The sequence below is a fragment of the Fonticella tunisiensis genome, assembly GCF_004364155.1.
Classification (GTDB): domain Bacteria; phylum Bacillota; class Clostridia; order Clostridiales; family Caloramatoraceae; genus Fonticella; species Fonticella tunisiensis.
This window is the reverse complement of record NZ_SOAZ01000014.1, coordinates 66,122-78,180: the sequence shown is the minus strand read 5'-3', so window position 1 is coordinate 78,180 and position 12,059 is coordinate 66,122. Positions and strand designations below refer to the sequence as shown.

Here is a 12,059-nt window from a genome sequence, read left to right as displayed (position 1 = left end):
TAGTAATTAAGATGGGCTTAAGGTTAAGTATGGGCTATCTTACCCTATTCAACATGATTTTTCACTAAGTGTTGCATTTAATATTGCAATTTAAGTCTAAAACATGAATATATTATGAATAAAACCAGCATAGGCTGGTTTTAGCAGAAATTATTTTTTAATGTTTTCTAAATCATTATATTTGCTATTTATTATTACAATATCAACTCTTCTGTTTTTAGAACGACCTTCCGGAGTATTATTATCGCCAACTGGCCTATATTCCCCATAACCTATGGCTGCAACCTTATCAGGTGCAATACCACACTCCTTTATCAAAAGCTCTGCAACATTTGTAGCTCTAACTGCCGATAATTGCCAGTTGGATTTAAATTCCCTGTTTGACATAGGTACATTATCAGTGTGTCCCTCAACTCTTATATATCCATTAACCTTACTTAATATTGAACCGATTTTTATAATCTCGCTTCTTGTATCCAACCTTATATCAGCTTTTCCCGAATCAAATAGAAGTGAATTTTTAAACCTTATTAAAAGTCCTCTATCTGTTATCATTGTCTCAACGTTCTCGGTCAAATTATTTTCATTGAGGTATTTATCAACCTCATCCTTCATTTCTTTAAATTCATTTAACTGCCCTACTTCAGTCACAGGCTTTTGTTCAATGCTGCCCGGTGTGTCGGTTCCAATAATATTTTTCCCTCCTCCCATGGCAACCCCCAGTGATTTTGCCAGCTGGGAATATTTTCGTGCATCTATATTGCTCATAGCATATAGTACAACAAAGAATATCATTAAAAGTGTAATTAAATCAGAATATGTAAGAAGCCATCTTTCATTATTTTCGCGGCTTTCCTCTTCAATCTTTTTCATAGAATCCTCCTATCATTAACCATTAATACTGACAGGCTGCTTTTCTTCACTGTTACCCATTGGTTTATCGTTATTCTTTTCAACAAAGCATATAAGTTTTTCAACAAGTACATTAGGATTTATACCTTCCTGAATGGAGATAACTGCATCTATTATAAGCTCCTTCTCCATCTGCTCCTTTTTATTTAAAGCTTTGAGTTTGTTTGCAATAGGAAGCCATAAAAGGTTGGCTGATGCAACTCCATAGAGTGTTGCTATGAATGCAACAGCTATTTTAGGGCCAAGGGTTTGAGGATCATCAAGATTGCTTAAAACATGGACAAGTCCCATAACCGTACCTATAATCCCCATTGTAGGTGCAAATCCACCTGCTGATTCAAAAATAGCAATACCTGATTTATGCCTTTCGAAGGTTATATAGGCTTCTGCTTCTAGAGTGCTTTTTACGGTTTCAGGATCAATTCCATCAACTATCATTTGAAGCCCCTTAGCTATAAATGGTTCCATTCCATCCTTTCTAGAAATTTCTTCCTCAAGGCTTAAAAGACCATTTTTTCTGCTCTTTATTGCAATATCCCTGAAAAATATAATAAGCTCATCATATCTGCTTTTATTCTTCCTAAAAGCCACTTTGAAAATTGAAAAAACCCTTTTTAAATCCTCAGCAGGAAAGGACAATCCAACTGCTCCTATTGTTCCGCCAAAAACTATAAGGGCTGAAGTGTATTGAAACAGTGAGCCTACTTTCCCTCCCTCAAATACAAAGGCCAGAATAAGGGAAGCAATGCCTATTATTATACTCACAATTGCTGAAATTGACATAATAATACCTCCAATAAAAAGAGAATTCTACATTTTCCTTTTATTTAATATATCGTACTATTTTTTCATTTTATAATAAAGATAATAAAAAATATGAAGGGCATCAATCCCTCCATTATCTACTTCTTTCTTCTATTAACCCTGCAAGCTCATGTGCCATCTTATCAATTTCCTTCTGATTTTCACCCTCAAGCATCACTCTAACTAATGGCTCTGTACCCGATGGCCTTATAAGCACTCTTCCTCTTCCTTCAAGCGCTTTTTCAATCTTTGATATTTCGTTTAATATAATTTCATCCTTTGTGTATGCATCCTTCTTATCATTTGCAACTTTAGCGTTAACTAAAACCTGTGGAAGCTCCTTCATGATTGAGGCAAGCTCTGAAACCTTTTTGCCGCTTCTCTTTACAGCACTCGTAAACATCAGCCCAGTTATAAGTCCATCTCCCGTTGTATTATAATCAAGAAATATTATGTGTCCTGACTGCTCTCCACCGAGTTTATATCCGCTGTTTAACATTTCTTCAAGGACATATCTGTCTCCAACCTTTGTCTTAACAGTTTTAATTCCTTCGTTACTGCATGCTATGTCAAGGCCCATGTTGCTCATCACAGTAACAACAAGGGTGTCTTTATCAAGCTTGTTCTTTTCCTTAAGCTGCTTTGCAAGTATTGCCATTATAAAATCACCGTTTATAACATTGCCATTCTCATCAACAGCAAGGCATCTGTCGGCATCTCCATCAAAGGCAAGCCCAAAGTCGCATCCTTCTTCTACAGTAAATCTTCTCAACTCATCTATATGAGTTGAACCACAATTTTTATTTATGTTTTTTCCATTAGGATTGTTATGAATGACATGTACTTCTGCTCCAAGCTCTCTGAACACTTCAGGCGCTGCAAAGTATGACGCACCCTCCGCACAGTCAAGGGCTATTTTCATACCTTTAAAATCAACATCTACAAGGCCTTTTAAAAAGTTAATATAATCATAAACAGCATCGTTTTTAAATTCCCTTGCTCCAAGGTCTTCACCAACGGGTGACGGCACTTCCTTAAGATCATTTGCTATAACTTCCTCTATTCTATCTTCAACACTGTCAGGAAGCTTGTACCCATCCTTATTAAAGAATTTTATTCCATTATACTCAACAGGGTTGTGGGAAGCCGAAATTACAACTCCTGCATCTGCTTTATAAAGCCTCGTAAGATATGCAACTGCTGGTGTTGGTACAACCCCAACACAGATAGCATGTGCTCCAACAGAGCAAATACCTGCAACAAGTGCAGATTCAAGCATATCCCCTGATATTCTTGTATCCATTCCAACAACTATTGTAGGCTTATGAGTTCCTTCTGTTAAAACGTATGCACCGGCTCTTCCAAGTTTATAGGCAAGTTCTGCGGTTAATTCAGTGTTAGCAACTCCTCTAACCCCATCGGTTCCAAACATTCTTCCCATACATAACTCTCCTTATTATTAAATATATTAAACATATGTATAATACCATATAATTAAGCCTATTTCAATGAATGTTAAACTAAAAAAGGGCCCCGTCCGCGGAGCCCCGGTATTCATCATGCATTAATATTCTTGCCAGCTGTAGTAGCCCTCTTTAAAGTATTTACGGTTTCGATTATTAAAACTATAGCAAGTATAAAAAGAAGAAGTGCCAGAACAAACAGCAGCCAGGACTTTGCAAGATAATAATTCTTCATGGAAAGTAAAAGAGCTGATAAAGTAACGCAGAACATCAGTACCATAGGAACTACTGTCATAATCGTCTTCTTTCCGTTCTTTGCTAGCCATGCTGTGATTGCAAGGAGAGCAAGTCCTGAAAGCAGCTGGTTCGCTGAACCAAATATCGTCCATATCTTGTTGTATCCATAAAGTACCAGGACAATTGAGGCAGCAACGGTAAATAATGTTGCAACATACATATTGGTAAGAAGTGATTTTTTCTCTCCTCCAGTATCAAAAAATTCCTCGAATACATACCTTCCTATTCTTGTTGCGGTGTCAAGGCTTGTCAGTGCAAAGGCTGAGAAGGCGAGAGTTACAAATACTTTACCAACAGCTTCAGGTATGCCAAAACTGCTCATGAAGTACGCTACACCCGCTGCAAACTTCTGTGCTGGGCTTAAACTTCCATCTATTTTAGCAACATAGGCAACGCTTATGAGTGCGACTATTGCAACAAGGCCTTCTATAAGCATTGCCCCATATCCAACAAATTTTATATCCTTTTCACTGTCAATCTGCTTCGATGATGTACCAGATCCTACAAGGGAGTGGAATCCTGAAACTGCTCCACAGGCAACGGTTACAAAGAGCATTGGGAACAGATATTGTGCTGCAGCTCCCTGCCCTATTGTAAAGCTCTTAACAGCAGAAATCTGTATTGTCGGATGAACGAGTATTATACCTATTACTCCACCTATAAGCATTGCATATAGCAGGAAGGAATTAAGGTAATCCCTTGGCTGAAGCAGCAGCCATACAGGAAGAACAGATGCCGCAAAAATATAAATAAGAAGTAAAACTCTCCATCCATTTAATGATAGTTTAATGAATGGAAGCTGATATCCAATCCATATACAGAAGAATAGAAGGGCAACACCTACTATTGTTGAGATTGTAAGGCTTGCACCCTTTCTGTAAACTGCAAATCCAAAGGCAACTGCAAGTGCTATAAACAGGACTGATGCAGTACCTGCCCTTGCCCCGGTAAGAAGATCCGGCTTTGATGCATCAAATGCAAAGGTAGTTGCTGTAATGTCAGTAAAGGCTGCCACGACAAGAACCAGTGTAAGCCATGCAAATATGTTAAACAGTGCCTTTCCTCTTTTACCTACGTTAACCTTTATTATTTCTCCTATTGATTTACCCTCATGCCTGACGGATGCAAGAAGTGAACCAAAGTCGTGAACTCCACCTACGAATATACTTCCAATTACAATCCATAGATATACTGGAAGCCACCCAAAAATAGAAGCCAGTATTGGTCCTGTAATTGGGCCAGCACCTGCGATTGATGAAAAATGGTGTCCTAAAAGAACTTTAGCATTTGTTGGTACATAGTCGATGTTGTCATACTTGGTGTGGGATGGTGTAGGCCTTGAAGGATCTACTCCCCACTTCTTCGCAAGATATCCACCGTAGCTGACATAGGCTATAAAGAACAAAATAATGCCTAGAACAAGGAGCCACAGAGAATTCATAAAAAGACCTCCTTAAATTTTATTTTAAAGGTGTAAAGGAATACACCTTCTTAACATTAGAAGCCGCTCTGTTTGTGACTATATCCTCATTCTGCAAATTAACAAGCACAAGCCTTAAATCGCTCCAGCCGTGGAGATAAAACTTATATACCCTGCTGTATTTGAACTTTTTTATTAAACGTTTTATATCATCTGAAATATTGCAATTACAAACAAAAACACCGGTTACGTAGGTTGACATATGATTTCGACCTGGTTTTACGAACACATCTGCTGCTCGTTTTAAAAATTCTATAAAGTGCAGTACATCCTGCTTAGAAATTTTATCAAATTTTTTTATAAAACAGTACTCATTAGTTGAATAACTATCGATAATATCATTTTTGGTTAAAAAGGTTTTAGCATTAAGGCTGCTGAACTTAGCAAACATATCAATATCCATATCCAGTATATTTATATTCTTTTCAACATCGAAATATTTTTCATATCTCCTCTGTAATGCTTCAAAATAAACTCTGTAATCCATTTAATACCTCCTGATGGTAATTTCATATAAGTATTCTTGAAATATATGTTATTTCCTCCTTTTATTGTTAGATTTTTTGTTAAAAAAATTAAATATACCGGAAATATTAATAATTATTATCCTCCAATCATTAATTATATCCATCCTGTCCTGCAAAAAACTAACTCTTTCGTGTGAATGAAAAAATAAATTTTATTTAGTCATATATCCATATCAACTGCAATACATTAAATATAACTAAATTTTTCGAAAATATTTTTATATTGACAAGCCTGCAGTGTATGAAATATAATATCAAATAACTGAATATAATATGCTCTTATCAAGAGAGGTGGAGGGACTGGCCCTATGAAGCCCGGCAACCAGCACGTATGTGCAGTGGTGCCAATTCCGACAGCATAATTTATTATGCTGAAAGATGAGAGAGAAGGATTAGCCTCTTTCATCTTTAAGAGGTTTTTTTATTTGCTTTTTAACCTGATTTAATATATAGGTTTCCAATTATAAAATTGAAAATTAAAAGAAATAGAAACCTATATAATTCTTCTACTTTTAAATAGCGAAAATTTTTAATTTAAGAGTGGACGAATTATAAGCACAGTTTAATTTTAAACCCTGCAGTTTGCAAATTAGCGTTTTAAAGAGGTGAAAAGATTGATAACTATAAGAAATCTAAGCAAAGTATATGAATCCCAGGACAAAAAGGTTGAGGCTCTTAAAAATATTAACCTTACGATCAATAAAGGAGAAATATTTGGAATAATCGGTTTAAGCGGTGCAGGTAAGTCCTCACTTCTAAGATGTATAAACCTCCTTGAGACGCCAACATCAGGAGAAATACTTATAAACGGTACGGATATAACCAAGCTTAGGGGTGCGGAGCTGAGGGAAACTCGTAAAAAAATTGGAATGATATTTCAGCATTTTAACCTTTTAATGAATTCAACTGTATACGATAACGTAGCATTCCCCTTGAGAATAAACAGAGTTCCTGAAGCTGAGATAGAGAAAAGGGTTTTAGAGCTTTTAGAAATAGTTAATCTAAGCGACAAAAAAGACTCCTACCCTTCCCAGCTGTCAGGAGGGCAGAAGCAGCGCGTTGGCATTGCAAGGGCACTTGCAAACAACCCAGATATAATACTTTCTGATGAAGCAACTTCGGCCCTTGATCCAACAACGACGGAGTCCATACTTTCTCTTTTAAAGGATATTAATAAAAAATTTGGGATAACAATTGTTGTTATTACACATGAGATGGATGTAATAAAACATCTTTGCAATAGAGTTGCTGTCATTGAAGATGGAGTTATTGTTGAAGAAGGAAGCGTAATTGAGCTTATTTCAAATCCTCAGGCTTCAACTTCAAAGAGATTCCTTGCGGATATGATTGCAAAGCTTCCTAACCCTGATCTTATTCAAGAGCATAACCCAACTGAAGAGGTTCTTAGAATATCCTTCTTTGGAGAGGATGCAAACAAACCTTTTATATCACAAATGGTTAAGCAGTTTGACGTTGAGGCAAACATCATCGTTGGCAATATTGAAAGCATACAGGACGTTCAGGTTGGAAGCCTTTTAGTAAAAATATCCGGAAGTAAAGAAAATATCGATAGTGCAATTGACTTTTTAAACAACCATAATTTAAGAATTGAGGTGTTAAAAAATGGAAGCTGCTAATTTAATATCCTATCTGTCGGAGCTTGTTGATCTGGTGCTTCCTTCCCTCTGGGAAACTTTATATATGGTATTTTTCTCAACATTGTTTGCCATAATTTTGGGCCTTCCCCTTGGAATTATATTAGTAATCACAGATAAGGGGCATATATGGGAAAAGCCAAAGCTTAACAGAACACTTGGCTTAATTATAAACATGGCAAGATCGCTCCCCTTTATAATCCTTATAATTGCAATCTTCCCCCTTTCAAGGCTTATAATTGGTACAACAATTGGGCCAACAGCAGCAATAGTCCCTTTATCCATTGCTGCAGCCCCCTTTGTTGCAAGAATTATAGAGTCATCATTGAAGGAAGTAAGCTGGGGAATTATTGAAGCTTCGATTTCCGTTGGAGCCACCATTCCACAAATAATTTTTAAGGTTATGCTTCCTGAAGCCATGCCCTCCCTTGTACTTGGTATAACTCTCACCGTAATAAACATTTTAGGATACTCAGCTATGGCAGGTGCTATAGGTGGAGGTGGCCTTGGAGACCTGGCAATAAGATACGGATATCAGCGATTTCAGACAGATGTACTAATTGCTGCAATTATAATTCTTATTGTTCTCGTTCAAATAATACAGAGTATAGGAAATATGATTTCCAGAAAGCTCGACAAGCGTTAAATGTCTTTAATAGTCCATAAAGCAGGGTATGTTTGCTAAATATAAATCTATATTTTTATAAAGAAAAGGAGGATATAAGATGAAAAAACTAGTAAAAACTTTATCAGTGTTTTTAGCTTCAGCCCTTATATTCACAGGTTGTGCCTCCAACTCAGCTAAAACTACAGCTGGCTCAGGCAGTGGCGAAAAGAAAACAACAAAGCTTGTTGTTGGAGCAACTCCAGTACCCCATGCTGAAATATTAAATGAAGTTGTAAAACCACTCCTTAAGGAAAAGGGAATTGATCTTGAGGTTAAGGAATTTACTGACTACGTCACTCCAAACACAGCCCTAAATGACAAGCAAATAGATGCCAACTTCTTTCAGCACGTTCCATATATGGAAGATTTTGCAGCTAAGAACAATATGAAGCTTGTTGCAGCTGCTAAGGTTCATGTTGAACCACTTGGTGCATATTCAAAGAAAATAACTTCAAAGGATCAAATTAAGGACAAGGCTGTAGTTGCAATACCAAACGATGCAACAAACGAAGGAAGGGCACTCCTTCTACTTCAAAAGCAGGGATTTATTAAGCTTAAAGATCCAAATGGACTTACTCAAACCCCAAAGGATATAGTTGAAAATCCAAAGAACCTTCAATTTAAGGAACTTGAAGCAGCACAGCTTCCAAGAGTTCTCCAGGACGTTGACTTTGCAATAATCAATACAAACTATGCACTTGAAGCAAAGCTCAATCCAACAAAGGACTCACTCTTTATAGAAGACAAGGATTCACCATATGCAAATGTTCTTACTGTAAGGCCTGACAATGAGAAGGATCCTGCAATTCAGGAACTTGTAAAGGCCCTCAATTCACCGGAAGTTAAGAAGTTCATAGAAGATAAATATCAGGGATCAATTGTTCCTGCGTTCTAAAACAAACCCCGGCAGTGCCGGGGTTTGTTTTACTTTCTTGCGTATTCTGCTCCTCTTTCAAGGGCCCTTTTATTAAGTTCATAGAACTGTTCCTTTCCATGCTCCTTAAGTGCTTTAAGGAGTGCTTTCATGGGAACAATTCCTGTTTTTTCAACAAATGCTCCAAGCAGCACCATGTTGGCTATTTTCTTTGAGCCAACTTCCTCTGCAACTGTCTGTGCCGGTATCTTTATAACGTCTATATCCTTTCTTTCAGATTCCCTGTTTACAAGGTCACTGTCCATTATCAGAAGACCTCCAGGAACTATTGCATGTTCAAACTTATCCAATGATGGCCTGTTCATGACAACAACTGTTGTAGCATCGGTTACAAGTGGTGAACCTATGTCCTCATTAGTAAGTATTACAGAGCAGTTTGCGGTACCTCCACGCATTTCTGGGCCATAGGATGGAAGCCATGACACGTTAAGATTTTCATCCATTCCTGCATATGCAAGGAATTTACCCATTGAAAGTATACCCTGTCCACCAAAACCTGCAAAGATTATCTCCTGATGTGCCATGTTACTTCACCTCCCCTATTGTATCCTTTTTAACTCCAAGAGGATAGTAAGGAATCATGTTATCTCTAAGCCACTTTAATGCTTCAACCGGTGACAGGCCCCAATTAGTCGGACATATTGAAAGGACCTCAACCATTGTGAAACCAGCCCCCTTCGTTTGAAGCTCAAATGCCTTCTTTATAGCCTTCTTAGCCTTAAAGACATTTCCGGGGGTATCAACCGATACTCTTTCAACATATACTGCTCCATCAAGGGTTGAAATCATCTCTGATACCCTGACAGGATATCCCTGTGTTTCTATGTTTCTTCCGTAGGGCGACGTTTCAGTAACCTGTCCTGGAAGAGTTGTTGGAGCCATCTGTCCACCTGTCATACCATATATTGCATTGTTTACAAATATAGTTGTTATCTTTTCTCCCCTTGCCGCAGCGTGTACTATTTCGGCAGTACCAATAGCTGCAAGGTCTCCATCTCCCTGATAGGTAAATACAATATTGTCAGGAAGGGCTCTCTTTATGCCGGTTGCAACGGCCGGTGCTCTACCGTGGGCAGCCTCATGCATATCACATGCAAAGTAGTCATAGGCAAGAACTGCACATCCAACAGGAGCAACCCCTACAGTTCTGTCTAAAATTCCAAGCTCTTCTAAAGCTTCTCCAACAAGCCTGTGTATTATACCGTGTGTACATCCTGGACAGTAATGGGTTGGCACGTCCAGAAGTGCCTTTGTAGGCTCAAATATCACTGCCATTATTTTTCACCTCCTACAATTGCCCTAATCCTTCCGGCAATCTCAGCTGGTGTTGGAACCATACCGCCTGACCTACCATAGAAATAAACCGGCTTTCTTCCCTTTACAGAAAGCATAACATCTTCAACCATCTGTCCTTCACTTAATTCAACGGAGATAAAACCATGCTTTGTTCTGCCTGTAACTTCTTCAAATGCCTTCTTAGGGAATGGCCATAAAGTAATTGGTCTAATAAGTCCAACCTTAATTCCTTCCTTTTCAAGAATCTTTATGGCATTCTTTACTATTCTTGATACTGTGCCATATGCTGCAACTACTAAATCTACTTCTCCTTCACAGTTATAAGTTTCATATCTTACCTCATTTTTCTCTATTTCAGCATATTTTTTACTAAGCTTTTTATTGTGTTCTTCAAGCTTTTCTGGCTGTAGATATAGCGAATTTATAACATGGTGCTGTTTTCTTCCGTGAAGCCCTGTTGCAGCCCAGCTATCCTTTGACGGAATCTCCCTCTTTGGCCTTTCCTTAAACTCTACAGGCTCCATCATCTGGCCGAGCATACCATCCCCCATAACCATAACCGGGTTTCTATAAATATCAGCTACGTCAAAGGCATCCTGTATAAGGTCAACCATTTCCTGAACTGAAGATGGGGCAAATACTACAAGCCTGTAATCTCCATGACCACCGCCCTTTGTTGCCTGAAAGTAGTCTGACTGTGCAGGCTGTATACTTCCAAGTCCAGGGCCTCCTCTTACTATGTTAACAATAACGCATGGAAGCTCTGCTCCTGCAATATATGAAATACCTTCCGCCTTTAAGCTTATTCCCGGGCTTGAGGATGAGGTCATAACCCTGACACCAGAACCTGCTGCACCATATACCATATTTATAGCTGCAACCTCACTTTCTGCTTGAAGGAAAACTCTTCCTATCTTTGGCATTTTCCTGGCCATATAGGCTGCAACTTCAGTTTGAGGCGTTATTGGGTAACCAAAGAAGCACTGACATCCAGCATGTATAGCTGCTTCGCCTATAGCTTCGTTGCCTTTCATTAAAACCTTCTCTGCCATTTAAGCTTACCTCCTACCTAATCTTTATTATTTCTCAACCCTGATTACCAGATCCGGGCACATCCTTGCACACGAAGCACAGCCAATACATTTTGACATATTTGCTTCAGTAACTATTGCAGGATGATATCCCTTAACATTGAGCCTCTGGTCAAATTCAATAATTTTGGTAGGGCATACCGAAATACAAAGTCCACAGCCTTTACATCTGTCTTCTCTAAATGTAACTCTTGCCATAACCAACCCTCCTTAAAAGGTTTATATATAAATCTAAGATCACTTAGGTTTATAACTATTCCAGGTCCCTCCTCCATGGTGGAAGCATAAAGATTTTTATTGGAAATATCTCCCCCTCAATTCCATCAGGAAGTTTGTCCACCAAATCTTCCCTAACTGTTGTGTATCTTATAGCGAGTCCTGTTCTTTGAGATACTTCCTTTACAATTTTTTGTCCCTTAAGTATATCATCTATTGTCGTTTCATAGGACAGGTTTGTATTGTTTATAAGATATCTCACCTTAATTCTTGACGCCCTTTCTATGTCCCTAATATATTCTATTACTCCATGTGCATCCTTAGTAAAAGGTCTTGCAGTATTTACTACAAAATACATGTCGTAATCTTCCATCTGGAAATACCTGTTATATTGGCCGAGGGCAACTGCCCCCTGATCATCTCCTCCAACATCGATAATGACTTCATATGATTTATCATTAAATATTGTCAGGGTATTAAGTGGGATTATTCCGAGTTCAGCATTTGCAAGCTCCTTTGGAGTTGCAACAAGCCTTATCCCTTTTTTCTCGAACAATTCCCTTTCATCCCTGGTGCAAAAGTACGGATTTACTATATCAAGATCTGCTATTGTAACTTTTTTTCCCATATCCGCCAATTTTAATGCGTAATTTATTGCTATTTCCGTTTTACCGCTTCCGAAATGTCCTGTAAATACTCGGATTCTTGCATCCATTT

13 protein-coding genes and 1 riboswitch are annotated in these 12,059 nt (G+C 38.1%); of the genes, 3 read left to right on the top strand and 10 right to left on the bottom strand.

Translation table 11 applies throughout. From position 1 onward, the window contains the following. Positions 1-150: 150 nt before the first annotated feature. From EDD71_RS09475 to EDD71_RS09455, 5 genes are all read right to left on the bottom strand, one after another. Complete coding sequence (locus EDD71_RS09475; RefSeq protein WP_133628497.1) at positions 151-873, bottom strand: flagellar motor protein MotB; 723 nt, start codon at positions 871-873, stop codon at positions 151-153. A gap of 15 nt (positions 874-888) precedes the next feature. After that, positions 889-1,695, bottom strand: coding sequence for a flagellar motor protein (locus tag EDD71_RS09470; RefSeq protein ID WP_133628496.1), 807 nt, complete (start codon positions 1,693-1,695; stop codon positions 889-891). Between the two features lie 115 nt (positions 1,696-1,810). Further along, the gene (glmM, locus tag EDD71_RS09465; RefSeq protein ID WP_133628495.1) at positions 1,811-3,157 is read right to left on the bottom strand and encodes a phosphoglucosamine mutase; all 1,347 of its coding nucleotides are present in this window, start codon (positions 3,155-3,157) and stop codon (positions 1,811-1,813) included. 116 nt (positions 3,158-3,273) lie between these two features. Further along, complete coding sequence (locus EDD71_RS09460) at positions 3,274-4,917, bottom strand: carbon starvation CstA family protein (protein WP_133628494.1); 1,644 nt, start codon at positions 4,915-4,917, stop codon at positions 3,274-3,276. A 19-nt stretch (positions 4,918-4,936) separates the two neighbouring features. Then, positions 4,937-5,443, bottom strand: a complete 507-nt coding sequence (locus EDD71_RS09455) for a DUF8052 family protein (RefSeq protein ID WP_133628493.1) — start codon at positions 5,441-5,443, stop codon at positions 4,937-4,939. 316 nt (positions 5,444-5,759) lie between these two features. Further along, a riboswitch (SAM riboswitch) is annotated at positions 5,760-5,868 on the top strand. A 229-nt stretch (positions 5,869-6,097) separates the two neighbouring features. Here EDD71_RS09455 and EDD71_RS09450 point away from each other — a divergent pair. The 3 genes from EDD71_RS09450 (at position 6,098) to EDD71_RS09440 (ending at position 8,700) form a co-directional block, all read left to right on the top strand. Then, entirely contained in the window at positions 6,098-7,120 is a 1,023-nt protein-coding gene (locus EDD71_RS09450; RefSeq protein WP_133628501.1) for a methionine ABC transporter ATP-binding protein, read from the top strand. Continuing rightward, on the top strand, positions 7,107-7,784 hold the full coding sequence (locus EDD71_RS09445) for a methionine ABC transporter permease (RefSeq protein WP_133628492.1): 678 nt from the start codon (positions 7,107-7,109) through the stop codon (positions 7,782-7,784). The genes EDD71_RS09450 and EDD71_RS09445 overlap by 14 nt, the downstream gene beginning before the upstream one ends. A gap of 79 nt (positions 7,785-7,863) precedes the next feature. After that, complete coding sequence (locus tag EDD71_RS09440; protein WP_133628491.1) at positions 7,864-8,700, top strand: MetQ/NlpA family ABC transporter substrate-binding protein; 837 nt, start codon at positions 7,864-7,866, stop codon at positions 8,698-8,700. A 29-nt stretch (positions 8,701-8,729) separates the two neighbouring features. On the opposite strand, the gene EDD71_RS09435 is transcribed toward EDD71_RS09440, so the two are convergent. Genes EDD71_RS09435 through EDD71_RS09415 form a run of 5 tightly spaced genes read right to left on the bottom strand, consistent with a single transcriptional unit; the run spans position 8,730 to position 12,057 of the window. Then, on the bottom strand, positions 8,730-9,263 hold the full coding sequence (locus tag EDD71_RS09435) for a 2-oxoacid:acceptor oxidoreductase family protein (RefSeq protein ID WP_133628490.1): 534 nt from the start codon (positions 9,261-9,263) through the stop codon (positions 8,730-8,732). Position 9,264: 1 nt separating this feature from the next. After that, positions 9,265-10,014 carry a thiamine pyrophosphate-dependent enzyme gene (locus tag EDD71_RS09430; RefSeq protein WP_133628489.1) on the bottom strand — a complete coding sequence of 250 codons (750 nt, stop codon included), beginning with the start codon at positions 10,012-10,014 and terminating at the stop codon, positions 9,265-9,267. Continuing rightward, entirely contained in the window at positions 10,014-11,087 is a 1,074-nt protein-coding gene (locus EDD71_RS09425) for a 3-methyl-2-oxobutanoate dehydrogenase subunit VorB (protein WP_133628488.1), read from the bottom strand. Before EDD71_RS09425 ends, EDD71_RS09430 begins: the two co-directional genes overlap by 1 nt. 27 nt (positions 11,088-11,114) lie before the next feature. Further along, positions 11,115-11,324, bottom strand: a complete 210-nt coding sequence (locus EDD71_RS09420; RefSeq protein ID WP_133628487.1) for a 4Fe-4S binding protein — start codon at positions 11,322-11,324, stop codon at positions 11,115-11,117. 55 nt (positions 11,325-11,379) lie between these two features. After that, the gene (locus EDD71_RS09415) at positions 11,380-12,057 is read right to left on the bottom strand and encodes a nucleotide-binding protein (protein WP_133628486.1); all 678 of its coding nucleotides are present in this window, start codon (positions 12,055-12,057) and stop codon (positions 11,380-11,382) included. Between the last annotated feature and the right edge of the window lie 2 nt (positions 12,058-12,059).

Coding starts and splice junctions, on each gene's coding strand:
- glmM (WP_133628495.1), bottom strand. CDS start 3,157: ATGGGAAGAATGTTTGGAACCGATGGGGTTAGAGGAGTTGCTAACACT.
- EDD71_RS09425 (WP_133628488.1), bottom strand. CDS start 11,087: ATGGCAGAGAAGGTTTTAATGAAAGGCAACGAAGCTATAGGCGAAGCA.
- EDD71_RS09415 (WP_133628486.1), bottom strand. CDS start 12,057: ATGGATGCAAGAATCCGAGTATTTACAGGACATTTCGGAAGCGGTAAA.
- EDD71_RS09420 (WP_133628487.1), bottom strand. CDS start 11,324: ATGGCAAGAGTTACATTTAGAGAAGACAGATGTAAAGGCTGTGGACTT.
- EDD71_RS09475 (WP_133628497.1), bottom strand. CDS start 873: ATGAAAAAGATTGAAGAGGAAAGCCGCGAAAATAATGAAAGATGGCTT.
- EDD71_RS09445 (WP_133628492.1), top strand. CDS start 7,107: ATGGAAGCTGCTAATTTAATATCCTATCTGTCGGAGCTTGTTGATCTG.
- EDD71_RS09435 (WP_133628490.1), bottom strand. CDS start 9,263: ATGGCACATCAGGAGATAATCTTTGCAGGTTTTGGTGGACAGGGTATA.
- EDD71_RS09460 (WP_133628494.1), bottom strand. CDS start 4,917: ATGAATTCTCTGTGGCTCCTTGTTCTAGGCATTATTTTGTTCTTTATA.
- EDD71_RS09430 (WP_133628489.1), bottom strand. CDS start 10,014: ATGGCAGTGATATTTGAGCCTACAAAGGCACTTCTGGACGTGCCAACC.
- EDD71_RS09440 (WP_133628491.1), top strand. CDS start 7,864: ATGAAAAAACTAGTAAAAACTTTATCAGTGTTTTTAGCTTCAGCCCTT.
- EDD71_RS09470 (WP_133628496.1), bottom strand. CDS start 1,695: ATGTCAATTTCAGCAATTGTGAGTATAATAATAGGCATTGCTTCCCTT.
- EDD71_RS09455 (WP_133628493.1), bottom strand. CDS start 5,443: ATGGATTACAGAGTTTATTTTGAAGCATTACAGAGGAGATATGAAAAA.